Here is a 21,960-nt window from a genome sequence, read left to right as displayed (position 1 = left end):
CGCCCCTGTAGGAGCGGCGCAAGCCGCGACCGCGACAATCGGTTACGACGAAAATCGGTTACGACGAACCCAGGGTTTGCGACGTCAGCCGATTGTCGCGGTCGCGGCTTGCGCCGCTCCTGCAGGCGCGAGCCGCGATGTGTCGCGCCCACGGCGCAGGCCGCGCGCATTTCAATGGAAATCGCGCGAATGTGTGGCCAATGTACCCAGCAGCTGCGTCAGATCTTCCATGCGCGAGGCGATGATGTGTTGCACGCCGTCGACCCGTTCCAACTTGCCGTCGATCGCCATCAGCCGCGATTCCACCAGGACGCGCCGTTGGCGCTGGGCCAGATCGCGCCAGACCACCGCGTTGACCATGCCGTCCTCGTCCTCCAGGCTCAGGAAGGTCACGCCGCTGGAAGTCTCCGGACTCTGGCGCACCGTCACCAGACCGGCGAAACGCACCCGTGCGCCGTGTTCGACCTTGGCCAATTGCGACGAGCGCCGGCAACGCCGCGCATGCAAGGCGCTGCGCAGCAGCGACAGCGGATGCCGGCCCAGTGTGGTGCCGAGCAGGGCGTAGTCGGCGCGCATGTCTTCGCCGGCGGTCGGCAGCGGCAGCGACACCGGCGCCTCGTCGCGCGCCAGGCCGGCGAACAAGGGCAATTGCGTATCGACGCCGGCCACCGCCCAGCGCGCGCGGTGGCGATGGCCAGCGAGCGCGCGCAAAGCGCCGGCATCGGCGAGCAGGGCGCGCACGCGCGTGTCGATCGCCGCGCGCGCGCACAAGTCTTCGACGTCGCGCCACGGCGCGCGCGCGCGGGCATCGCAGATGCGATCGGCCGAGGCCTCGTCGAAACCGGCGATCAGGCGTAGCCCCATGCGGATGGCGTGCGGATGGTTGCCGCGGCCGCCGGGTACGGCTTCCAGCGTGCAGTCCCAATCGCTGTAGCGCACGTCGACCGGCAGCACCGTCACGCCCTTGCGCCGCACATCGTGCAGGATCTGTCCGTGGGTGTAGAACCCCATCGGCATCGAATTGATCAGGCCGCAGGCGAAGGCCGCGGGATGGTAGTACTTGAGCCAGCAGCTGACGTAGGCGATCAAGGCGAAGCTGGCCGCGTGCGATTCGGGAAAGCCGTAGCTGCCGAAGCCCTTGATCTGTTCGAAGATGCGGTGGGCGAAATCTTCGGTGTAGCCGCGTTCCAGCATGCCTTCGCGCAGACGCTCGCGATGCGGCTCCAGGCCGCCGTGACGTTTCCACGCGGCCATCGAACGGCGCAGTTGATCGGCTTCGCCCGGGCTGTAGCCCGCCGCGACGATCGCGATCTGCATCACCTGTTCCTGGAACAGCGGAATGCCCAAGGTGCGCTGGAGCACGTCCTTGAGCGCCGCGGAGGGATACTCGACCAGATTCGGATCTTTTCGCCGCAGAAGATAGGGATTGACCATGTCGCCCTGGATCGGTCCGGGCCGCACGATCGCGATCTCGATCACCAAATCGTAGAACGTACGCGGCCGTAAGCGCGGCAGCATCGACATCTGCGCGCGCGATTCGATCTGGAACACGCCGACGGTGTCGGCCTCGCAGATCATGTCGTAGACCTTCGGATCGTCTTCGTGCTTGACGATGGCCGGCATGTCGAGACCGCGCACGCCCTGGGTTTCCAGCAGCGCCAGGGTTTTTCGCACCGCGGTCAGCATGCCCAGGGCAAGGCAATCGACCTTGAGCAAGCCCATCGCGTCGAGATCGTCTTTGTCCCATTGCACGACGGTGCGCTCGTCCATCGCCGCGTTCTCGACCGGAACCAAGGTGTGCAGCGGGCGTTCGGACATCACGAAGCCGCCGGGATGCTGCGACAAGTGCCGCGGGAATCCTTCCCCGACCAGGATCGCGGTCAACGCCAGTACGTTTCGCAGCAGCGGCGATTCCGGGTCCAGGCCGCGTTCGCGCAGATGCTCGGCTTCGGGAACACCGCTGCTCCAGCGATCCAGCGTGCGCGCCAGTTCGCTGATCTGATCCTGCGGCATGCCCAGCGCGGCGGCGATATTGCGCACAGCGCTGCGGCCTCGATAGCTGATCGCCACCGCGGTCAGGGCGGCGCGCTCGCGGCCGTAGCGGGCGAATACGTACTGCAGCACTTCCTCGCGCCGCTCGTGTTCGAAATCGACATCGATATCGGGCGGCTCGTTGCGTTCCACCGACATGAATCGTTCGAACAGCATGCCCATGCGCGAAGGATCGATTTCGGTGATTCCCAGGGCATAGCACACGATGGAATTGGCGGCCGATCCGCGTCCCTGGCACAGAATGTCGAGCGAGCGCGCATGGCGGACGATGTCGTGAACGGTCAGAAAATACGATTCGTAATTGAGCTCGCCGATGATGCGCAACTCGTGTTCGATCTGCTTGCGCGATTGCGCCGGAACGCCGTGCGGCCAGCGCCGCGCGGCCCCGGATTCGACCAATTGCGGCAGCCAAGTCTTGGCGGTTTCGCCGGCCGGCACCAGTTCGTGCGGGTATTGGTAGTCGATGCCGCGCCTGAGATCGAAACCGACGCAGCGCTCGGCGATCTTCACCGTTTGCGCCAGCAACTGCGCCGGATAGATCGCTTGCAAGGCCTTGCGGATGCGCAGATGCCGCTCGCCGTTGGGGAACAGCAGGTCGCCGGCTTCGGCGACGGTGGTGCGGTGGCGCACCGCGGTCAGCACGTCCTGCAGCGGACGGCGTGCGCGTTGGTGCATGTGCACGTCGCCGGCGGCGACGGCCGGCAGGCCGTGCCGGGCGGCCAGTGCGGTGAGTGCGGCCAGGCGCGCATCGTCGTCGGGGCCGCGGTGCAGTTCGACCGCGAGCCACAGCCGATCGGCGAAACGTTCGCGCAACCACGCGGCATGGGCATCATCGTGTTCGGCGCCGTCGGGGATCCACAATGCGATCAGGTTGGCGCTGCGCTCGCGGAAATCGTCGGTCAGGCTGAGGTATTCGCCCTTTTTCGCGCGTCGCCGGGCTTGCGTGATCAGGCCGCACAAGTCGGTGTAGCCGGCCGAGTCGGCGACCAGCAGCACGATCTTCGGGCCGTCGTGCACGCGGATTTCGCTGCCGACGATCAGCGCAAGCTCCGTGCGTTTGGCGGCCTGCCAAGCACGCACGATGCCGGCGAGCGAGCATTCGTCGGTGATCGCCAACGCGCGATAACCCAGCGCCTTGGCGCGGTCGAACAATTCGTTGGCCACCGAGGCGCCGCGCTGGAAACTGAAAGCCGACAGGCAATGCAGTTCCGCGTACTCGGGCAAAGCGGCGGCGGACAGAGCGTTCATGCGAACCACCCATGCAGGATCAACGGGCCGTCGCCGCCCGCGTCGCGATAGGCCCAGGCGCGCTGGCCCTTGACGGTTTCGACCAGGTAATAGTCGCGGCGCACGTCGTCGTGATCCCACCAGCCCGATTCGACCCGCTCCGGACCTGCGAGGATGCGTGCGACCGGATCGCGCAACGGTTCGGGTGCGTCGAGCAGCCAGCCCGGGCGGGTCGCGCTGCGCATCGCGGCGTGGGCGGCGGCGCTTTTGTTCGCGCGCGTCGGCGCATCGCCGAGCACCCGCCGCCACGCGCGTTCGGGCCGATGATCGGCGTGCAGCGCCAGTCCGTGCACGTCCTCGTCGCCGAGCCGTGCGCGCAGGCGCTCGCGCAACTGCGCCCACGGCAGCGCCTGCTGCGGGCGCGGGTCGAACAGGTCGCGCCGCGCCGGCACGAACGGCGGCAATTGTTCGGCCAACAGGCGCAGGCCGATCACCGGCGCCGGCAGCTGCGCGTGCTGCAAGCGGCCGCGAGCGAGTTCGAACAGCATCGCCGCCTCGCGTTCGGGCGCGAGCAGGCCGACCACGACTTCGCTGTCGGCGATGCGATCGTGATGCGAATGGCGTTCGTGTTCGAGGATCAGCTTGAACCGCGCCACGCCGCCGTCGCGGCCGGACAGATACGCCGACAGATCAGCGGTGAGCCGGCGCAGCGGAAACAACAGGGCCAGACTGGATTCGACCTCATGACCGAGCTCGATGCGCGCGTCGAACACGTCCGGCGGTTGGAAATAGTTCAACATCGGCGAAGCTTCGCCGCGCAGCGCGTCGAGCCGGGTCAGCACGTCCTGTCCGAAACGCCGCGCCAACGGCGCGCGCGGCAAGGCGAACACCGCACCGAGCCTGCGCAGGCCCATGCGTTGCAGGGCCTGGACCACGTCGGCGTCGAGGCCGCAGCGCTCGATCGGCATCTTGGCCAGCGCCGGCAGCAGCATGTCGTCGTCGAAGAACAAACCGTCGGCGAGGTTGGTCAAGGCGCGCGCCGCATACGGATTCGGCGCGGCGGCCATGCGGTAACGGAAGCCCAGTTCGCGCAGTTCCTCGCCCAGGCGTTTGTACAATTGCGGCCACAGGCCGAACAGACTGCGGCTGCGGCCGATCTCCAGAACGATGGCGTGCTCGAATTCGATGCTGACCTGCGAGCTGTAGCGATAGGCCCAGGCGGCGAGCAACCGGCGCGCGTGTTCGACCGCCTGCGGATCGTGTTCGACCATCTGGAAACCGTCGACGATGGCGTGCGCGGCGATCAGCGTCATCCCCGGCTTGAGCCCGATCGCGCGCGCGGCGGCGTTGACCGCATACAGCCGGCGGCGCGCATGCGGGCCGTCGACCAGCACCAGCGGCCGCTCGGGATGCGGGTGATTGCGAAGGACCACGTCCATCGCCATTTGCGGCAGCAGCAGGCAGGCCCAGCGCATGGCGTTCGACTCAGCGCGGGGCGGTCGGAGCTGTTGCGGGAAGGCTTCCGGGCACGACGTTTTGCGGCCCGATCGCGGTGTCGGATCGGATGGCGTCGGGGCTGAAGCCCCTCCCACAAAAGACCTCGTCGCTTCGGGGTTCGTGTGCGAGCGACTTCGGGCTTGCGCTGTCGAGCGCGGCCGAGGGAGGGCTTTCGGGCACGATGTTTTGCGGCCCGATCGCGGCGTCGGATCGGATGGCGTCGGGGCTGAAGCCCCTCCCACAAAAGACCTCGTCGCTTCGGGGTTCGTGTGCGAGCGACTTCGGGCTTGCGCTGTCGAGCGCGGTCGTGGAAAGGCTTTCGGGCACGACGTTTTGCGGCCCGATCGCGGTGTCGGGTCGGATGGCGTCGGGGCTGAAGCCCCTCCCACAAAAGACCTCGTCGCTTCGGGGTTCGTGTGCGAGCGACTTCGGGCTTGCGCTGTCGAGCGCGGCCGAGGGAGGGCTTTCGGGCACGATGTTTTGCGACCCGATCGCGGCGTCGGATCGGGCGGCGTCGGGGCTCAAGCTCCGCGCACTGAAGAGGATGACGGAACTGTCGGCAGGGGGCGCGATGTCGACTGCGCCGCGTTCGCGCGACCGTCGCGCGAATGCCGATGCCGGCGCCTGCGCCTGCGCGGTGGACGTGGACGGAAACGGAATCGGTCGGGTCGGTACATTGCCGCCGCGGCATTTGAGCACACGCAATTGCCGCGGTGCGGCGTCGATGGCGATGCGCAGCGCGGCCGGCGAAGGGTTGAGCGCAGCGCGCGCGTCGCGCACGGCGAAGCCCAGACATTGCCCGGTCTCGGCGGCGACCTGCAATCGGCGCAGCGCGCGATCGTCGGCGCGCTGCGGCCAGCACAGCACCGCCGCGCAGGCGCCCGAACGCAGGCATTGCTCGGCCGCCCACAAGGCATCGCGGCCGTGCGCGCGGATCACCTGCAAACGCGGCAAGGCCACGCCGGCGTCGCGCCAGGCCGGCGCGTAGGGCAGGTACGGCGGATCGATCAATACGATCATGCCGCCATCGAGCGCATGCGCGGCCTGCGCCGATGCCGACTTCGACGGCGCGCCTTGCAGCGTCGGCCGCGACAGCCGCGCCAACGCCGGCCACATCAGTTCCAGTTCGCCCACGCCGTGCATCGGCAGCAACAGTTCGGTCAGCGCGGCCTCGGGCCATCCGCCGGTCGGCAGCGCGGCATCGAGCGCGGCGTGGCCGGTGGGCTGCGAGGACGGCGCCAGGTTCGCCGGCTGGCCGCGCCACAACCGGCGCGTGCCGATCAGATTTTCGATGGAGATCAACTGGCTCATGGCCGCGCTCAGGCGCTGCGTACCAGGCCGCAGTAGAGGCCTTCGATCGCGAAGTCGGCGTCGCGCGCCACCAGAATCGGCGCGTAATCGGGATTGCGCGGCAACAGCGCGATACCGTCGGCATCGATGCGCAGGCGCTTGACGGTGATTTCATCGTCGATGCGCGCGACCACCACCTGGCCGCTGCGCGCCTCGGTGGTGCGATGCACCGCGATCAGGTCGCCGTCGAAGATCCCGTCCTCGCGCATCGAATCGCCCTTGACCCGCAACAGGTAATCCGGACGCGGCGAGAACAGCCGGCGGTCGATCAATACATGGTTGTCGGGATCGGCGTCGGCGCCGATCGGCGGGCCGGCGGCGACCCGGCCGAGGATCGGCAGGGCCACGCGGCCGTCGTCGTTGGCGGCATGCAGGACGGGCGAGGGCGTCAACGCGCCGCCGCCGGTCTCGGCACGGAACCGGGCCACCTCGCGCACCCCCGCCTCGCGCAGACGGATCCCGCGCGCGCGTCCCGGCAGCCGCTCGATCAGCCCCTGCGCCTGCAAGGCCTGCAGGTGGTAACCGGCGGAACGGTTCTGGCGGAAGCCGAAACGCGCGGCGATCTCCTGCTGCGACGGCGGCAGGCCGTCGGCGGCGATGCGCTCGTGCAGGTAGGCCAACAAGGCGCGGCGGAGGTCGGTCAGGCTCATGTACTAATATTAGTAATAAAAGGGCGTGCCGGTCACCCGGCGTGGACATCGCCGACGGACGGCGGGTGCCGTGGGGTGGGGTGTTGGTGCAGATTGAGCGCCCTCAATCTCCCTGCCTGCGACGCCGGGCGCCGTCTGTAGGAGCGGCGCGAGCCGCGACCAACCGAAGCGACGTAGGTAAGCGCAGCCCTCCGAAGACCTAGAAAACGGCCGTAAATTCAAGTACCTGTGGAGTATCGGCTGCGGAAAATCGCGCTCTCGTACGTCACTGCGGTTGTCGCGGCTCGCGCCGCTCCTACAGTCTGAAACCGACTCGCCGACGAACGGACGCTGCGGCATATTGACGCGCTGCGGTTTGTTCTTTAATTTCTGTCTAAACAGAAATAAGAGAAGTCCATGCCCCTCAGCCCGCTCCAAGAACGTTTCATCCTGCACTGGGGCGAGATGGGCAGCCGTTGGGGCGTCAACCGCACCGTGGCCCAGATCCATGCGCTGCTGTTCCTCAGCGAACGCGCGATCACCGCCGACGAGATCTGCGAAACCCTCAATCTGGCGCGCTCCAACGTCAGCACCAGCCTCAAGGAACTGCAGGGCTGGAATCTGGCCCGGGTCAGCCACGTGCTCGGCGACCGACGCGACCACTTCGAAACCTACAAGGACGTCTGGGACATCTTCCGCGCGGTGGTCCAGGAGCGTCGCCGGCGCGAGATCGAACCGACCCTGAGCATGCTGCGCACCGCCGTGCTCGACGGCGACAACGCCGCCGTGGCGCCGGATCAGAACGATCCGCGCGACCGCCGCACGCTCGAACGCATGCGCGAAGTGCTGGAGTTCATGGAGACCGGCACGAGCTGGATCGACGAGATGAACCGGCTCGATCCCAAGACCCTGATCAAGCTGCTCAAGATGGGCGCGCGCATCCAGCAGTTCGTGCGTGGCCCGGTGCAGCCGTTGCCGCCGGCGCAGTCCGTGATGTTCGAGGACGAGGCCGACAACGATGCGCCCGCTCGCGACGAACCCGCCCAGGACGCAACCGAATCCAGGCCGGGCGAGCGCTCGCCCTGAGCGCTCGCCGGCCTTTTTTTGCCTATCAATTTCTGTAATTACCGAAATAACTGTAGGAGACGATCATGAGCAACGACGCCGTCCCGCTCCAAGTCATCGCCCTGTACGACCGCGCCTGCCCGCTGTGCCGCACAGAAATGCACCGGCTCAAGGCCGGCGACCGCCATAACCGTTTGCGGCTGGTCGATATCGCCGAGCCGGACTTCGATCCGGCGCAATGGGGTTTCGAACTCGATGCGCTGCGCAATGCCTTGCACGTGCGCTGCGCCGACGGCGAATGGCGGATCGGCGTGCCCGGCATCGCCGAGGCCTATCGCGCGGTCGGCCTGGGCTGGCTGACCTGGCCGCTGCGCGTGCCCGGCGCCGGCCGCCTGGCCGCGCGCGCGTACCGCTGGATCGCGCCGAACCGCCATCGCGTCTCGCGCTGGCTGGGCTATCGCGAAGCCGGTCAGGACGCGGCGCCGCATTGCGACGACGGTCATTGCCCCACGCACTACTGAGGCAGACGCGCCATGGAACGTTTATTCATCGCCTTGTTGCTGTTGCAGATCGTGTTGGGCGCGATCGACACCATCGCCCATCACGAACTGATGGAAAAACTCGCCAACCGCCGCAGCGCCGCGCTGGAGTTGAAGCTGCATTCGGCGCGCGGCTTCGTCTACGGTTTTCTGTTCCTGGTGTTCGCCTGGATCCAGCCGCAAGGCGCGTGGCTGGCAGCGGTGTGGGCGCTGGTGTCGATCGAGGTCGGCATCACCTTGTGGGACTTCGTGGTCGAAGACGCGACCCGACTGCTGCCCAACACCGAGCGCGTGCTGCACACGATCCTGGCGGTCAACGGCGGCGCAATGTTCGCGGTGTATGCGCTGGCGACCCGGCAGGACTGGTCGGCGCCGAGTGCGCTGCAGACGCATTCCTTCGGTTGGATGTCCTGGGCGCTGACCGCGGCGGCGATCGGTATCGCGATCTCGGCGATGCGCGACGGTCTGGCCGCGCGCGCCAACGCCGCCGAGCCGGAACCGCGGGCCTTGCTGCGCGATCATCCGCAGCAGGACTTTCTGATCAGCGGCGGTACCGGTTTCATCGGCACCGCGCTGGTCGAAGGGCTGCTGGCCGGCGGCCATCGGGTCACCGTGCTCAGCCGCGATCCGCGCCGCGCCGCGTTGCGCTTCGGCGGCCGCGCGCGCTGTATCGCCGATACCGCCGAACTGCGCGACGACGAAGCCGTCGACGTGGTGATCAACCTGGCCGGCGCGCCGGTGGTCGGTCCGCGCTGGTCGCCGGCGCGCAAGCGCGCGCTGCTGGCCAGCCGCATCGGCACCACCGATGCGCTGCGCGCTTGGTGCGAGCGTTCCCGGCGCAAGCCGGCGCTGTGGCTGCAAGCCAGCGCGGTCGGTCTGTACGGCGCGCATGCGCGCAGCGCGCCGGAACTGCGCGATCCGCAGCCGGTGCGCGGCGATTTCCCCAGCGAGTTGTGCGTGGCTTGGGAGCGAGCGGCGGCGAAAGTATCGGCGCAGGGCGTGCGTGTGGTGACGATGCGCCTGGGTCTGGTTCTGCATCGCAGCGGCGGCCTGCTGCCGATGTTGTCGCTGAGCGCCGCGCTCGGCGCCGCCGCTCGGCTCGGCGACGGCAGGCAATGGTTCGCCTGGGTACACCTGGACGATGTGCTGCGCTTCGTCGAACAAGCCGTCGAGCACGTCGGCATCCGCGGCCCCTACAACCTGGTCGCGCCGGGCGGTTGCACCCAGGCGCAATTCACCCAGGCCTTGGCGCATTCGCTGCATCGCCCCGCGTTCTTGCGCGTGCCCGCCGCGCCGCTGCGGCTGGCGTTGGGCGAGATGGCGACGATGCTGCTCGACGGCCCGGTGGTCGCGCCGCAACGCCTGCTCGATCAGCGTTTCAGTTTCCTCCATCCCGGCCTGGACAGCGCGTTGCGTTCCGGTAACGCCGGTTTGGACATCGATCCGCGTTCTTTCCATACGGGTGAGGGACACCCAAAGGACCAACATGGAACTGTTGCAACCCATTGACTTGCCTTGCGAGCGCATTGAAGGCGCGACGACCGCCGGCGGACTGGCCGGTGCCGACGACAAACCGCGTGGCCCGGCGGCATCGCACGATCTGGCCGCGTTGCTGCGGGCCGTGCTGGGCACGCGCTGGTCGCTGTTGCATCCGCATATCCAGGCGCGTTTCGAATTACCGCCCGGCCAGGCCCAGGCCGAATACGTCGGCAACATGCATCAGGTGCGCTGCACCCGATTGGGCGGCGTGTTCGCACGCTTGATCCGCTACGCGCGGGTGCTGCCGCATCACAACGCCGACGAGGTGCCGTTCCGTTTCGACGTGAAACCGATGGCGCGCGGCCTGGGTTGGATCAAGACCCGCACGTATCACTTCGTCGATGAAGTCTTCAGTTTCCGTTCGCGCATGTTGCTGGGCGAGAACGGCCAGCTGTTGGAGCATTTCGGCGGCGGCCTGGGCATGCGCGTGCGTCTGGAGGTGCTGCCCAACCGGCTGGTGTTCGTCGACGACGGTTATTTCCTGCACTGGCGCGGCCTGCGCCTGCCGCTGCCGAAACCGTTCTGGCCGGGACGTTTCGTGCTGGTGCACCGCGATCTGGATGCGGAGCATTTCGAAGTCAGCATCGACGTATCGCATCCGTGGTTCGGGCCGCTGTTCCATCAGGACGGCAGTTTCGAACGCATGGGTGGTCGGGTCGATTGAAGATCGTCGAGTCGTATCGGCAGGGACGCGAACGCGGCATGGAGGCCGGTGTGACAGGGAGGCGAGTGAAGCAGGGATGCAGGGATGCAGGTGGACCGGGAAGGTCGCGCGCATGGATGCGGCAGGTAAGGATGAAGCAAGCAAGGATGAAGCGAGGGCCATGGACGGCCGGGCAGGGAGGCAGATGGCGGGGTGGCTGCTTCAGCATCATCCTTCGGCCCGACATTTCCGCGAAGGCGGCTCCGCTTTACTTCGGCGGAGCAGAATATCCAGAGCCTTTAGCGTCATCCCTCCAGGCCGTCATTCCCGCGAAGGCGGGAATCCAGGGCCTTTCGTGCGAGAACGCTTGAAGTCACTGGATTCCCGCCTTCGCGGGAATGACGGTAGGTGAGTACGCTGTTTCCGAATTCCAACTTCCAGTTCCGTTCCGCCCCGACTGTGGACCTCATCCTCCAATCCCCGATCCCGCCCCCTCAAGGCGCCCGAAACACCACGTTGTACTGAAACTTGCGCCCCGCCGTAGCCCGCAGCTTCTTCGCATCGCGGTGCTCGGGATTGATCAATGCGTTGTACTCCTCCGGCACGATCACCGATGGCACCAGCAGCAGCGCCGAGGCGCCGCCGCTCAGCCATTGCGAGCCGATCCGCACGCTGGCCATGCCGGCCGGCACCGCGTCCCATCCGCCGGGCAGATCCTGCGGGGTAAGTTGGATGCGCGCCTTCCACACCGCCGAGGGCACCTCGATCGACACCACGTGCCGGTTCAACGGCAGGCCGTGCGAATCCACATAGGCCGCGGTCTCCAACGCCGCCAGCGCCAACGAAGTGGCGGTATAGAGCACGCGCTGGCCGTCGTCGTTCCAACGGCCGGGAAATTTGGCCGCGCCCGCGCCGCTCATGTCGTCGGCGCGATAAGCGCGGGTTTCGCCGGCGATACGCCAAAGTTTCATTGAAGCCTCATCCTTGCGGCGATGGTCCGGATTGTCGCTGCGGTGGCCGATCCCGGAGCGGGCCCACGCGAAGAAAGCGGGCGCGCGATCGACCGCGCGCCCGCGAGGGAGGAGTGCCGCGCCATCACTGGTAAGCGCCGCTTTCCAAAGAACCCAGCAAGCGCGCGACCACGCTCAGGCCGGTCGGCGTATCCAGCAGGTCGGCCGGCTTCTGTCCGCCCAAGGCCGCTTGCGGTTGCTCGATCCAGTTGCCGAGCCAGCGGGCCGAGTCGAAGTCCTGCGCGTCGGCATCGGTGCTGTCGGCGACGATGGATTCGGCGATGCCAAGCAAATGCATCACCCCCAGCGCGGCCTGACCGCTGGCGCCGGTAATGCGCGCATGCTGCGCGGCCTTGCTTTCGGCGGTGGCCTTGGCGACGCCGAGAATATTGAACATGCGCATCGCCGACAGATCCATGCTGCTGGCCATGTGCTTGACCACTTGCGCCGGCACGCCTTCGCGTTCGGCCTCCACGCGTTGCAGCGGGCTGGCGGTGCGCAGATAGGCGACGTACCCGTTGAGCGTGCCCGGGGCGTGGTACGACTCCAGCGGCCCGGGTTCCTTGACCGAGGCTCCGCGCTTGCGCCACGGCGGCTTGGGGTAGGCCGCTTCCTGCGTGCCGAGCCGGCTCTCGCGCAGCTCCGGCTTGGCGCGGTCGCTGCTCTTGGCGGCGGATTTTGCGGCGGAGCGGGGCGCGGCCTTGGCCGGCGTGGGGGTCTTGGCGGCTTTGCTCATGGGGGCTCGTCCTGTCCGATCAGTCTTAATCTGGACGGATCATAGCATCAAAATGTACAAAATGTGCGCGGCGTCGCGAACCGGGGCCCGGCCGCTGCATCCGTTCGCGGGCCCTGCGACGTAGATGGGTCATGCTGCACTCCTCGGCGACAGGGGGCGGTCGTCGCCGACACGAAATGGGCCATTTGCGGTTGCTATGCTGAGCATCCCCAAGGTCCCGCGGACCCCTGCCCATCCGCGCCGGGAATCGCAACTCGTCTATCGCAAGGAGTCATCCATGAACCGTCAATCGCGCATCTTCGGATCGTGCCTGGGCTTGATCGCCGCAACCGCCTTACCCGCCCAAGCACAGAAGGACCGCCAGGTCTACGAAGACGCGATGGCGCAATCGGCCGAAGCCTGCCCCGACCATTCCGCCGACCGCACCCGGCCCGGCGTCACCGCCGTTCCGGCCGCCGCGCTGAAGGCGCTGAAAAGCCACGACATGGTCTTGTGCCCGGACCGGCGCCTGGACACCACCACGCCGGTGGTCTGGTACGGCAGGCAGGGCGTGTTCGCCTGGAACCCGTCGGTCAAGGGCGCGCCCAAGGTGTTGGCCGCGCGCGTGGTCGCCGCCACGCGCAGCGAAGACTTCCCCAAGGAAACCATCGTGTGGAAGGCCAACGGCAAGCTCGCCGAAGGCGCCCTGGTGCCGGCGTTCCGCAAACGCTGAAGATAGAGACGATCGCGCGATGCGGCGCAGCGATGGCGCTGCGGAGCGGTCGCGATCGATACAGCGAAAGGCCGGCGTATGCCGGCCTTTTTGTTTGAGTCACGCGCCCCGTCGGAGCGAGCCGAGGCGAGCGGCGGCGCTTGGCGCCTTCGCCGGATCATGAACGCACGTTACACCGGCGGCACGCGCATCGCCGATGCAACGGAATTTTTATTCTCCCGCAGGTATCGCACTGGGTATCGTCGCGCTCACCGATCGGACGCCCGCATCGTTCGCGCATTCGGCCTGAACGGCGAATGCGCCGACGCGCCGCATCCACGGCGATCGCGTTCGTCGCGCCGCGCCGGTGATCCCGCGCAGCGCGCTGCACCGTGTCCTCGTCCCACCCGAACGATCCCGCGCGAGCGCGGACACGGCCGCCGCCGCGTCCGGGCTTGAAGCGATCGAACGCACGCTCCCGTTACCGCCTCGAAGGACGAATGAACAAAGCCGCTGCACCGCAAGAGGCCGGAATCCATGCGGGCGCGTTGCTGATCGCCATCGCGGTGACGCTGTTCACCGGCTGGCTGTTGTTCGCGGTGCCGGCGCCGTTGCCGCAGGCGGAGGAGATGGAGGTGGTGCTGATCGAATCGATTCGCGCGCCGCGCGCACCGGTCGAGCAGGCCGAACCGGTGGCCGCCGTCGAGCCGCCGCCGCGTTCGTCGCGATCGCCGTCTGCGCTGTCGCCGCCGGTCGCGCGTCCGCATGTGGCCGCGACGCGTTCGCCGCCGCCATTGCGCGCCGATGCCCCGCCTGCATCGACGGCCGCGCCCAGTCGGCTCTACACCGCCGACGGACGGGTCGCGTTGGGCGTGGCCCCGGAGTTCGATCCCATGCGCGCGCCGCAAGCGCGCCCGCCGGGCGATCCGGACGATCCGAAACTGGCGCGGGCCAAACGCCGCTTCGAGCGTTCGGTTCCGATCGAGCCGCAGGATTCCGCGTTCGCGCAGGACTGGGAAAGCGACGGCAATCTGGCCGGCGTTCTGTTGGAACGCGCCGGCAAGCGACTCAAGAAGATCGCCGACAAACTGCCGGGAAAAAAACAGATCCAATCGGCGCGGGCGCGGCCGCCGCCGGAGTTTCGCTTCAATCCGGCGCTGCACGAACGGCCTTCGGACCTGGGCAGCGAGGCCACCGGCGATGCCTACAAGGCCGCGCCGATCGCGTTCGAAAAAGCGCCGGGACTGCAAGGCGAGGCCAGCCGGCGCATCCGCCGGGCGATCGGCGATGTCGAAGCCGGCCACGCCGGTTGCGATCGCTCGCGGTTGCGCGATCTGCTGGCACCGGCGATCGTGCGATTGACCGAGTTGGAGCAGATCGAGCGCGCGATGGCCAGCGGGGTCGATCCGATCCGCGCCGAGCAATTGCTGCCGCGTTCGGCCGACATGGCCTACGACCAGGCGCGGCGGGCGATCTGGTACGCGCGCCAGCAGTTGGCGACCTGCGCCGCGTAGGACGGCGCGGCGCGTGCGACGTTGCGCGCGTAGTCGCGACCGATGCGATCTAACCGATGCGTTCGATGGGCGTATCGAGGCGTTTACACGCGCTATACGCGGGCGGCCGAGGGCGGAATGGAATGTTTACGGCGCTTGCGTGGACACTGGCATTTGTTCTGCGGGCCGCATCGAATCCGCGTCCGGGGTCCGCTCGTCGTCGTTTAGCTGGAGACACCCATGTCGATCGTTCTGTTGCGCGGGCCCAAGCGCCCCAACGGTATGTTCCGCGATCAATGCGACATCGATCGCCTGCTGCTGGTGCAGCTGATCATTCGCGCCAACCGCGCAGGCCGCCGCATCGCCGTGCACAATCTGGCCAGCGACAAAGCCCTCGTCGCCGCGATCGGAGCGCTGCGCACGCCGCAGACCGAGGCGATCTTGCTCGACACCGGTGCCTGCGTGCGCGACCGCCGCATCGTCCAGGCGCTGCAATCGAGCGCGTTGCCTTTTGTCGAGATTCGGCCCAGCCATCTTGCCGACGCGCGCTTGTGCGAACCCGAAGGCATCGAGAACCGCATCGCTCTGGTGCGCGGCGTGCAATCGCAGACCTATGTGCTGGCGCTGTCGATCGCATTGGAGCATCTGTGCCGCGGTTCGATGGACGACGCTCGCGCGATGGCGTGCTGATATCGCGTTCGCGCCGGATCGTCGCGGCGAGCCTCGACCGCGGATCGAGCGTCCGCGTCGCGAGCGGGCCATTCACAGTTGCACGCCGACGTGCACGAAAGTGGCGGCCCGCGAGGCCGACAATCGCATCCGATGGCATCGATGAACGCGTCGGACACGTTGAACTGAATGTGTGACACCGCGATGCTGCTTGTCCGCGACCATGGCCAAGCACTACACTCCGCCAGCCACAGGTGCCTTGCCGTCGGTCCATACCGGCACGCAGGGTGAAACGGGAAGCCGGTGCGGACGTGATCGTCCAATTCCGGCGCTGCCCCCGCAACGGTAGGCGAGAACACCCGACGTAACCACTGCGCTCGCGCGGGAAGGAGTCGGGGTGATGCCACGGCATCGCTCGCAAGCCCGGAGACCGGCCCGTGGCGGACATCGGGAGATGTCCTCCTCGGGTGTTGCGGCGGGCAACCGGACGAGCTGATGCGATGCGGCGTCCGTTTGCCCTCGTCTCGCCTTGTCTGATGTCTCCGCGGCACCCGCTTTCGCGGGTGTGCGATACGGAGACCGACCATGAACGAGATGCATCGCGTTGCGACCCAGGTCGCGACGGTCAAACTTTTGATCGACGGCGAGTTCGTCGAATCCACCAGCACCCAATGGCGCGACGTCGTCAATCCGGCGACGCAGGCGGTATTGGCGCGCGTGCCGATGGCGACCGCCGATGAAGTGAACGCCGCGGTCGAGGCCGCCGCGCGCGCCTTCAAGACTTGGCGCAAGACCCCGATCGGCGCGCGCGCGCGGATCTTCCTCAAGTATCAGCAATTGATCCGCGAGCACATGAGCGAGCTCGCCGCGATCCTCACCGCCGAGCAGGGCAAGACCTTGCCCGACGCCGAGGGCGACGTGTTCCGCGGCCTGGAAGTGGTCGAACACGCCGCGGCGATCGGCAATCTGCAATTGGGCGAGTTGGCCAACAACGTCGCCAATGGCGTGGATACCTACACGCTGCTGCAACCGCTCGGCGTGTGCGCCGGCATCACCCCGTTCAATTTCCCGGCGATGATTCCGCTGTGGATGTTCCCGATGGCCATCGCCACCGGCAACACCTTCGTGCTCAAGCCCTCCGAACAGGACCCGCTGGTGACCATGCGTCTGGTCGAACTGGCGTTGCAGGCCGGCGTACCCAAGGGCGTACTCAACGTCGTGCACGGCGGCGAGGAGGTGGTCAACGCGATCTGCGATCACCCCACGATCCAGGCGGTGTCCTTCGTCGGATCGACCAAGGTCGGCACCCATGTGTATCGGCGCGCCACGCTCGCCGGCAAGCGGGTGCAATGCATGTTGGGCGCGAAGAACCACGCCGTGGTGCTGCCCGACGCGAACAAGGAACAAACCCTCAACGCCATGGCCGGCGCCGCATTCGGCGCGGCCGGACAGCGCTGCATGGCCGCGTCGACCGCGGTGTTGGTCGGACAGGCGCGCGAGTGGATTCCCGAACTGGTGGCCAAGGCGCGCACGCTCAAGGTCAACGCCGGCACCGAGCCCGGTACCGACGTGGGACCGGTGATTTCCTGCGCCGCGCGCGAGCGCGTCGAGGGCCTGATCGCCTCGGGCGTGGAGCAGGGCGCGGTGCTGGAACTCGACGGCCGCAAGCCGACGGTTCCCGGTTACGCGCAAGGCAATTTCGTCGGGCCGACGATCTTCTCCGGGGTCAAGCCCGGCATGCGCATCTACGACGAGGAAATCTTCGGGCCGGTGCTGGTGCTGCTCGGCGCGGATACGCTCGACGAAGCGATCGCGCTGATCAACGCCAATCCCAACGGCAACGGCACCGCGATCTTCACCCAGTCCGGCGCGGCCGCGCGCAAGTTCCAGGAGGACATCGACGTGGGCCAGGTCGGCATCAACGTGCCGATTCCGGTGCCGGTGCCGCTGTTCTCCTTCACCGGTTCGCGCGCGTCCAAGCTCGGCGACCTGGGACCGTACGGCAAGCAAGTGGTGATGTTCTACACCCAGACCAAGACCGTCACCGCGCGCTGGTTCGACGATGAAACCCTGGGCCACGGCGTCAACACCACGATCAGCCTGAAGTGATGGCCGCCGTCATGGACTGGCAGGTCGCGGCGGCGTTGCCGACCGGGCTGAGCGAAGAGCAGGCCGCGTTCCGCGAGGCCGCGCGCGATTTCGCGTTGGCGCAACTGGCGCCGCACGCGGCGCATTGGGATGCGACCAGCGAATTTCCGCGCGAGGCGATCGCGCATGCGGGCGAGTTGGGTTTTTGCGGCCTGTACGTCGATGAAGGCGCGGGCGGTTCGGGCATGACCCGTCTGGATGCGGCGATCGTGTTCGAGGAGCTGGCCGCGGTCGATCCGTCCACCGCGGCGTTCATCAGCATCCACAACATGGCGACCTGGATGCTGACCGCGCACGCCGGCGAAGCGGTGCGCGCGCAATGGGGCGCGGCGCTGGCCAGCGGCCGACGCCTGGCGTCGTATTGCCTGACCGAACCGGGCGCGGGCTCGGACGCGGCCTCGCTGAGAACGCGCGCGGTGCGCGACGGCGACCATTACGTGATCAACGGCGCCAAGGCCTTCATCTCCGGCGCCGGTTCCACCGACATGCTGGTGGTGATGGCGCGTACCGGCGTGGAAGGCGCGCGCGGCATCAGTGCGTTCGCGGTACCCGCCGACAGCGACGGCATCGCCTACGGGCGCAAGGAAGAAAAGATGGGCTGGAACAGCCAGCCCACCCGCGGCATCGCGTTCCAGGACGTGCGGGTGCCGGCGCAGAACCTGCTCGGCCGCGAAGGCGACGGTTTCAAGATCGCGATGAAGGGACTCGACGGCGGCCGGCTCAATATCGCCAGCTGCTCGCTCGGCGCGGCCCAGGGCGCGCTCGACGCGGCGCGCCGCTACATGGGCGAGCGCCGCCAATTCGGCAAGAAACTGGCCGAGTTCCAGGCGCTGCAGTTCAAGCTCGCCGACATGGCGACCCAACTGGTCGCCTCGCGGCAGATGGTGCATACCGCCGCGCGCAAGGTCGACTCGGGCAGCAGCGACGCCACCGTGTGGTGCGCGATGGCCAAGCGTTTCGCCACCGACGCCGGCTTCGCGATCTGCAACGAGGCGCTGCAGATCCACGGCGGCTACGGCTACATGCGCGAATACCCGATCGAACGCCTGCTGCGCGACTGCCGGGTGCATCAGATCCTGGAAGGCACCAACGAAATCATGCGCGTGATCATCGCGCGCCATCTGCTGAACACCGACGAGGAATTGCGATGAGTCTTTCCGACAACGCCTACACCGGGCTGAAGCTGGAGATCGACGGCCACACCGCCGTGGTCACCCTGAGCAAACCGCCGGCCAACACCTGGACCCGCGACAGCCTGGCCGCCTTGCGCGACCTGGTCCGCGACCTCGACGGCGAGCGCGATGTCTACGCCCTGGTGATCGTCGGCGAAGGCGAGAAATTCTTCTCCGCCGGCGCCGACCTCAAGCAGTTCGCCAGCGGCGACAAAGCCCTGGCGCGCGACGCCGCGCGCCGCTTCGGCGAAGCCTTCGAAGCCTTGAGCGCGTTCCGCGGCGTGTCGATCGCGGCGATCAACGGTTACGCGATGGGCGGCGGGCTGGAATGCGCGCTGGCTTGCGATCTGCGCATCGTCGAGGAACAGGCGCAACTGGCGCTGCCCGAAGCGACGGTCGGCCTGCTGCCGTGCGCGGGCGGTACCCAGAATCTGCCGCGTCTGGTCGGCGAAGGCTGGGCCAAGCGGATGATGCTGCTCGGCGAGCGCGTCGATGCGGCCACCGCGCTGCGCATCGGTCTGGTCGAGGAAGTGGTCGGCAAGGGCGAGGCCAAGGCGCGCGCGCTGGCTTGGGCCAAGCAGGCCGAAAAGCAGAGCCCGACCAGTGTCGCCGCGTGCAAGGCCCTGGTGCAGGCCACGCGCGCGCAATCGCACGTCACCGCGCTGGTGCGCGAGCGCGAGGCGTTCGTCGATCTGTTCGACAGCGCCGATCAGACCGAAGGCGTGGCCGCGTTCCTGGAAAAGCGCGCCGCGCAATGGAAGAACGCATGAACGCCTCGATCCAGGAAGCCGTGACGCCGGCACCGGTATTGTTCGAGGAGCGCGCGGCCGCGGGCGGCCGCCGGATCGGCCTGGCCACGCTCAACGCCGCGGCGACCTTGAACGGCTTGTCGCTGGAGATGGCGAGCTTGCTCGACGCGCAATTGGCCGCGTGGGCCGAGGATGCCGCGATCGCCGTGGTGGTGCTGCAAGGCGCGGGCGAAAAGGCGTTCTGCGCCGGCGGCGATCTGCACGGCTTGTATCGTGGCATGCGCGAGTATCGCGACGCCGGCGGCGGCGATATCCGCAACAACACGCAGGCCAGCGAATTCTTCGCTACCGAGTACCGCCTGGACTATCGCATCCACACCTATCCCAAGCCGCTGCTGTGCTGGGGCCACGGCATCGTGATGGGCGGCGGCATCGGTCTGATGTCCGGCGCCAGCCATCGCGTGGTCAGCGAGCGTTCGCGTCTTGCGTTTCCCGAGATCACCGTCGGCCTGTATCCGGACGTCGGCGGCAGTTGGCTACTCAACCGCGTGCCGCGTCGCGCCGGACTGTTTCTGGCCCTGACCGGCGCGCCCTTGAATGCGGGCGACGCCATTTATGCGGGCCTGGCCGATCACTACCTGCCTGAAGCGCGACGCGAGGCGGTATTCGCCGATCTGGCCGCCCAGGCGTGGTCGGGCGATGCACGCAGCGATCGCGAACGTCTGAGCGCATTGCTGCTGGCGCAGGGCGAAGCCGCACCGGCGGGCCCGTTGCAACAGCATGCGGCGCTGATCGAAGGCCTGTGCGATGCGCAGGATCTGGACACCGTGGTATCGCGCATCGAAGCGATCGACGCCGACGACGCCTGGCTGCAGACCGCGCGCAAGACTTTGGCCGCGGGCGCGCCGGGTTCGGCGCGGCTGGGTTATGAGTTGCAGCATCGCGCGGCGGCCTTGTCGCTGGCCGACACCTTCCGTCTGGAGTATCTGGTCTCGCTGCGCTGCGCCGCGCACGGCGATTTCGCCGAGGGCATCCGCGCCTTGCTGATCGACAAGGATCGCAATCCACGTTGGAACCCGGCCGCTGTGCAGCAAGCCGATGCGGCCTGGGCCGCCGCGTTCTTCACCGCCCCCTGGTCCGACGGCGCGCATCCGCTGGCCGGTCTGGAACTGTCCACGGAGACTCGCGCATGAGCCGCATCGCTTTCATCGGTCTGGGCAACATGGGCGGGCCGATGGCCGCCAACCTGCTCAAGGCCGGACACGCGTTGAGTGTGTTCGATCTGTCCGCTCCGGCGGTCGAAGCCGCGGTCGCGGCCGGCGCCACCGCCGCGGCGAGCGCCGCCGAAGCCGTGGTCGGCGCCGAGGTGGTGATCTCGATGTTGCCGGCCAGCCGCCATGTCGAAGGTTTGTACCTGGGCGAGAATGGCTTGCTCCGTGCGATTCCGACCGGTGCCCTGGTCATCGACTGCAGCACCATCGCGCCGGCATCGGCGCAGAAGGTCGCGCAGGCGGCTGCCGCGGCGGCCATCGACATGATCGATGCGCCGGTGTCCGGCGGCACCGCCGGCGCGGCGGCGGGCACGCTGACCTTCATCGTCGGCGGCGAAACGGCCGCGCTGGAGCGCGCGCGCCCGGTGTTGCAGGCGATGGGCAAGAACATCTTCCACGTCGGCGCCAGCGGCGCCGGCCAAGTCGCCAAGCTGTGCAACAACATGGCGCTGGGCGTGATCATGGCGGTGACCGGCGAAGCGCTGGCGTTGGGCGTGGCGCACGGTCTGGATCCCAAGGTGCTATCGCAGATGATGGCGGTCAGCACCAGCCGCAGCTGGGCCACCGAAGTCTGCAACCCGTGGCCGGGCGTGCTCGACAATGCGCCGGCCTCGCGCGGCTACAGCGGCGGCTTCGGCAACGATCTGATGCTCAAGGATCTCGGCCTGGCCGCCGAGGCCGCGATGGGCGTGGGCGCTTCGATTCCGCTCGGCGAACTGGCGCGCAATCTGTATGCGATGAACAGCCGCGCCGGCCACGGCGGGCTGGATTTCTCCAGCGTGGTCAAGCTGGTCGCCAAGGACGCATGAGCGCGCCGCGCAAACCGGTGAGCCTGCCGGGCGAGGGCGGCAAGCTGCTGTTGCATTCGTGCTGCGCGCCGTGTTCGGGCGAGCTGATGGAGGCGTTCGTGGAGTCGGGCCTCGAGTATTCGGTGTTCTTCTACAACCCCAACATCCACCCGCTCAAGGAATACGAACTGCGCAAGGAGGAGAACATCCGCTTCGCGCAGAAGCACGGCGTGCCCTTCATCGATGCCGACTACGACACCGACAACTGGTTCGCCCGCGCCAAGGGCATGGAGAACGAACCCGAGCGCGGCATCCGCTGCACCATGTGCTTCGACATGCGCTTCGAACGCACCGCGCTGTACGCGCACGAACACGGCTTCGAGTGGATGACCAGTTCGCTGGGCATCTCGCGCTGGAAGAACATGGCCCAGATCAACGACAGCGGCCATCGCGCGGCCGCACCTTACGCCGGCTTGGCGTACTGGGACTTCAACTGGCGCAAGGACGGCGGCAGCCAGCGCATGGTCGAGATCAGCAAGCGCGAGCGTTTCTATCAGCAGGAGTACTGCGGCTGCGTGTACTCGCTGCGCGACACCAACCGTCATCGCAAGGCGAAGGGACGCGAGCGGATCAAGCTCGGCGTGATGTTCTACAGCGACGAGCCGCAATCCGACTGAGCGCGCGATCAAGCG

Annotated in this window: 18 protein-coding genes, 1 pseudogene and 1 riboswitch; of the genes and pseudogenes, 13 read left to right on the top strand and 6 right to left on the bottom strand. The window is 67.7% G+C overall.

Annotated features, from left to right (window positions below):
- Nucleotides 1–171: 171 nt before the first annotated feature.
- The 4 genes and pseudogenes from ACTOWJ_RS24445 to lexA all read right to left on the bottom strand — a co-directional run bounded on the left by ACTOWJ_RS24445 (nucleotide 172) and on the right by lexA (nucleotide 6,776).
- A complete protein-coding gene (locus ACTOWJ_RS24445) occupies nucleotides 172–3,300 on the bottom strand; it encodes an error-prone DNA polymerase (RefSeq protein WP_441337223.1) in 3,129 nt (1,042 codons plus the stop codon).
- Nucleotides 3,297–4,754 (bottom strand): Y-family DNA polymerase, encoded by a 1,458-nt coding sequence (locus ACTOWJ_RS24440; protein ID WP_441337222.1) that lies wholly within the window; start codon nucleotides 4,752–4,754, stop codon nucleotides 3,297–3,299. Before ACTOWJ_RS24440 ends, ACTOWJ_RS24445 begins: the two co-directional genes overlap by 4 nt.
- 676 nt (nucleotides 4,755–5,430) lie before the next feature.
- Nucleotides 5,431–6,087 (bottom strand): annotated as a pseudogene (imuA, locus tag ACTOWJ_RS24435) (translesion DNA synthesis-associated protein ImuA); the annotation flags it as partial.
- Between the two features lie 8 nt (nucleotides 6,088–6,095).
- The gene (lexA, locus tag ACTOWJ_RS24430) at nucleotides 6,096–6,776 is read right to left on the bottom strand and encodes a transcriptional repressor LexA (RefSeq protein ID WP_441337221.1); all 681 of its coding nucleotides are present in this window, start codon (nucleotides 6,774–6,776) and stop codon (nucleotides 6,096–6,098) included.
- Between the two features lie 396 nt (nucleotides 6,777–7,172).
- Between lexA and ACTOWJ_RS24425 the strand changes: the two genes are divergently transcribed.
- The 4 genes from ACTOWJ_RS24425 to ACTOWJ_RS24410 all read left to right on the top strand — a co-directional run bounded on the left by ACTOWJ_RS24425 (nucleotide 7,173) and on the right by ACTOWJ_RS24410 (nucleotide 10,562).
- Nucleotides 7,173–7,841: a GbsR/MarR family transcriptional regulator gene (locus ACTOWJ_RS24425; protein ID WP_441337220.1), complete on the top strand. Its 669-nt coding sequence runs from the start codon at nucleotides 7,173–7,175 to the stop codon at nucleotides 7,839–7,841.
- A 65-nt stretch (nucleotides 7,842–7,906) separates the two neighbouring features.
- Nucleotides 7,907–8,341 carry a thiol-disulfide oxidoreductase DCC family protein gene (locus ACTOWJ_RS24420; protein WP_441337219.1) on the top strand — a complete coding sequence of 145 codons (435 nt, stop codon included), beginning with the start codon at nucleotides 7,907–7,909 and terminating at the stop codon, nucleotides 8,339–8,341.
- A 12-nt stretch (nucleotides 8,342–8,353) separates the two neighbouring features.
- A complete protein-coding gene (locus ACTOWJ_RS24415; RefSeq protein ID WP_441337218.1) occupies nucleotides 8,354–9,868 on the top strand; it encodes a TIGR01777 family oxidoreductase in 1,515 nt (504 codons plus the stop codon).
- A complete protein-coding gene (locus ACTOWJ_RS24410) occupies nucleotides 9,846–10,562 on the top strand; it encodes a DUF4166 domain-containing protein (RefSeq protein WP_441337217.1) in 717 nt (238 codons plus the stop codon). Before ACTOWJ_RS24415 ends, ACTOWJ_RS24410 begins: the two co-directional genes overlap by 23 nt.
- Before the next feature lie 473 nt (nucleotides 10,563–11,035).
- Here ACTOWJ_RS24410 and ACTOWJ_RS24405 read toward each other — a convergent pair whose 3' ends face one another.
- Nucleotides 11,036–11,512 carry an RES family NAD+ phosphorylase gene (locus ACTOWJ_RS24405; protein WP_441337216.1) on the bottom strand — a complete coding sequence of 159 codons (477 nt, stop codon included), beginning with the start codon at nucleotides 11,510–11,512 and terminating at the stop codon, nucleotides 11,036–11,038.
- 124 nt (nucleotides 11,513–11,636) lie between these two features.
- Complete coding sequence (locus tag ACTOWJ_RS24400; RefSeq protein WP_441337215.1) at nucleotides 11,637–12,287, bottom strand: antitoxin Xre/MbcA/ParS toxin-binding domain-containing protein; 651 nt, start codon at nucleotides 12,285–12,287, stop codon at nucleotides 11,637–11,639.
- A 277-nt stretch (nucleotides 12,288–12,564) separates the two neighbouring features.
- On the opposite strand from ACTOWJ_RS24400, the gene ACTOWJ_RS24395 reads away from it, so the two are divergent.
- The 9 genes from ACTOWJ_RS24395 (at nucleotide 12,565) to ACTOWJ_RS24355 (ending at nucleotide 21,945) form a co-directional block, all read left to right on the top strand.
- Nucleotides 12,565–12,999, top strand: coding sequence for a hypothetical protein (locus ACTOWJ_RS24395; RefSeq protein WP_441337214.1), 435 nt, complete (start codon nucleotides 12,565–12,567; stop codon nucleotides 12,997–12,999).
- A gap of 479 nt (nucleotides 13,000–13,478) precedes the next feature.
- Nucleotides 13,479–14,492: a hypothetical protein gene (locus ACTOWJ_RS24390; RefSeq protein WP_441337213.1), complete on the top strand. Its 1,014-nt coding sequence runs from the start codon at nucleotides 13,479–13,481 to the stop codon at nucleotides 14,490–14,492.
- 219 nt (nucleotides 14,493–14,711) lie between these two features.
- Nucleotides 14,712–15,161 (top strand): hypothetical protein, encoded by a 450-nt coding sequence (locus ACTOWJ_RS24385; RefSeq protein ID WP_441337212.1) that lies wholly within the window; start codon nucleotides 14,712–14,714, stop codon nucleotides 15,159–15,161.
- 228 nt (nucleotides 15,162–15,389) lie between these two features.
- Nucleotides 15,390–15,593, top strand: a riboswitch (cobalamin riboswitch).
- 141 nt (nucleotides 15,594–15,734) lie between these two features.
- On the top strand, nucleotides 15,735–17,249 hold the full coding sequence (locus ACTOWJ_RS24380) for a CoA-acylating methylmalonate-semialdehyde dehydrogenase (protein WP_441337290.1): 1,515 nt from the start codon (nucleotides 15,735–15,737) through the stop codon (nucleotides 17,247–17,249).
- A gap of 11 nt (nucleotides 17,250–17,260) precedes the next feature.
- Entirely contained in the window at nucleotides 17,261–18,439 is a 1,179-nt protein-coding gene (locus tag ACTOWJ_RS24375; protein WP_441337289.1) for an acyl-CoA dehydrogenase family protein, read from the top strand.
- A complete protein-coding gene (locus ACTOWJ_RS24370) occupies nucleotides 18,436–19,230 on the top strand; it encodes an enoyl-CoA hydratase (RefSeq protein ID WP_441337211.1) in 795 nt (264 codons plus the stop codon). The genes ACTOWJ_RS24375 and ACTOWJ_RS24370 overlap by 4 nt, the downstream gene beginning before the upstream one ends.
- Nucleotides 19,227–20,402 carry an enoyl-CoA hydratase/isomerase family protein gene (locus tag ACTOWJ_RS24365; RefSeq protein ID WP_441337210.1) on the top strand — a complete coding sequence of 392 codons (1,176 nt, stop codon included), beginning with the start codon at nucleotides 19,227–19,229 and terminating at the stop codon, nucleotides 20,400–20,402. The genes ACTOWJ_RS24370 and ACTOWJ_RS24365 overlap by 4 nt, the downstream gene beginning before the upstream one ends.
- Nucleotides 20,399–21,289 (top strand): 3-hydroxyisobutyrate dehydrogenase, encoded by an 891-nt coding sequence (gene mmsB, locus ACTOWJ_RS24360; RefSeq protein ID WP_441337209.1) that lies wholly within the window; start codon nucleotides 20,399–20,401, stop codon nucleotides 21,287–21,289. Before ACTOWJ_RS24365 ends, mmsB begins: the two co-directional genes overlap by 4 nt.
- Complete coding sequence (locus ACTOWJ_RS24355) at nucleotides 21,286–21,945, top strand: epoxyqueuosine reductase QueH (RefSeq protein WP_441337208.1); 660 nt, start codon at nucleotides 21,286–21,288, stop codon at nucleotides 21,943–21,945. The genes mmsB and ACTOWJ_RS24355 overlap by 4 nt, the downstream gene beginning before the upstream one ends.
- Nucleotides 21,946–21,960 lie beyond the last annotated feature (15 nt).

The organism is Lysobacter sp. CA199, assembly GCF_052078715.1.
Lineage (GTDB): Bacteria > Pseudomonadota > Gammaproteobacteria > Xanthomonadales > Xanthomonadaceae > Lysobacter.
This window is presented reverse-complemented; position numbering and strand designations above follow the sequence as displayed.

What these genes read in the sequence shown, in the direction of transcription:
- ACTOWJ_RS24445 (WP_441337223.1), bottom strand. Translation starts at nt 3,300, where the DNA reads ATGAACGCTCTGTCCGCCGCCGCTTTGCCCGAGTACGCGGAACTGCAT.
- ACTOWJ_RS24440 (WP_441337222.1), bottom strand. Translation starts at nt 4,754, where the DNA reads ATGCGCTGGGCCTGCCTGCTGCTGCCGCAAATGGCGATGGACGTGGTC.
- lexA (WP_441337221.1), bottom strand. Translation starts at nt 6,776, where the DNA reads ATGAGCCTGACCGACCTCCGCCGCGCCTTGTTGGCCTACCTGCACGAG.
- ACTOWJ_RS24425 (WP_441337220.1), top strand. Translation starts at nt 7,173, where the DNA reads ATGCCCCTCAGCCCGCTCCAAGAACGTTTCATCCTGCACTGGGGCGAG.
- ACTOWJ_RS24420 (WP_441337219.1), top strand. Translation starts at nt 7,907, where the DNA reads ATGAGCAACGACGCCGTCCCGCTCCAAGTCATCGCCCTGTACGACCGC.
- ACTOWJ_RS24415 (WP_441337218.1), top strand. Translation starts at nt 8,354, where the DNA reads ATGGAACGTTTATTCATCGCCTTGTTGCTGTTGCAGATCGTGTTGGGC.
- ACTOWJ_RS24410 (WP_441337217.1), top strand. Translation starts at nt 9,846, where the DNA reads ATGGAACTGTTGCAACCCATTGACTTGCCTTGCGAGCGCATTGAAGGC.
- ACTOWJ_RS24405 (WP_441337216.1), bottom strand. Translation starts at nt 11,512, where the DNA reads ATGAAACTTTGGCGTATCGCCGGCGAAACCCGCGCTTATCGCGCCGAC.
- ACTOWJ_RS24400 (WP_441337215.1), bottom strand. Translation starts at nt 12,287, where the DNA reads ATGAGCAAAGCCGCCAAGACCCCCACGCCGGCCAAGGCCGCGCCCCGC.
- ACTOWJ_RS24395 (WP_441337214.1), top strand. Translation starts at nt 12,565, where the DNA reads ATGAACCGTCAATCGCGCATCTTCGGATCGTGCCTGGGCTTGATCGCC.
- ACTOWJ_RS24390 (WP_441337213.1), top strand. Translation starts at nt 13,479, where the DNA reads ATGAACAAAGCCGCTGCACCGCAAGAGGCCGGAATCCATGCGGGCGCG.
- ACTOWJ_RS24385 (WP_441337212.1), top strand. Translation starts at nt 14,712, where the DNA reads ATGTCGATCGTTCTGTTGCGCGGGCCCAAGCGCCCCAACGGTATGTTC.
- ACTOWJ_RS24380 (WP_441337290.1), top strand. Translation starts at nt 15,735, where the DNA reads ATGCATCGCGTTGCGACCCAGGTCGCGACGGTCAAACTTTTGATCGAC.
- ACTOWJ_RS24375 (WP_441337289.1), top strand. Translation starts at nt 17,261, where the DNA reads ATGGACTGGCAGGTCGCGGCGGCGTTGCCGACCGGGCTGAGCGAAGAG.
- ACTOWJ_RS24370 (WP_441337211.1), top strand. Translation starts at nt 18,436, where the DNA reads ATGAGTCTTTCCGACAACGCCTACACCGGGCTGAAGCTGGAGATCGAC.
- ACTOWJ_RS24365 (WP_441337210.1), top strand. Translation starts at nt 19,227, where the DNA reads ATGAACGCCTCGATCCAGGAAGCCGTGACGCCGGCACCGGTATTGTTC.
- mmsB (WP_441337209.1), top strand. Translation starts at nt 20,399, where the DNA reads ATGAGCCGCATCGCTTTCATCGGTCTGGGCAACATGGGCGGGCCGATG.
- ACTOWJ_RS24355 (WP_441337208.1), top strand. Translation starts at nt 21,286, where the DNA reads ATGAGCGCGCCGCGCAAACCGGTGAGCCTGCCGGGCGAGGGCGGCAAG.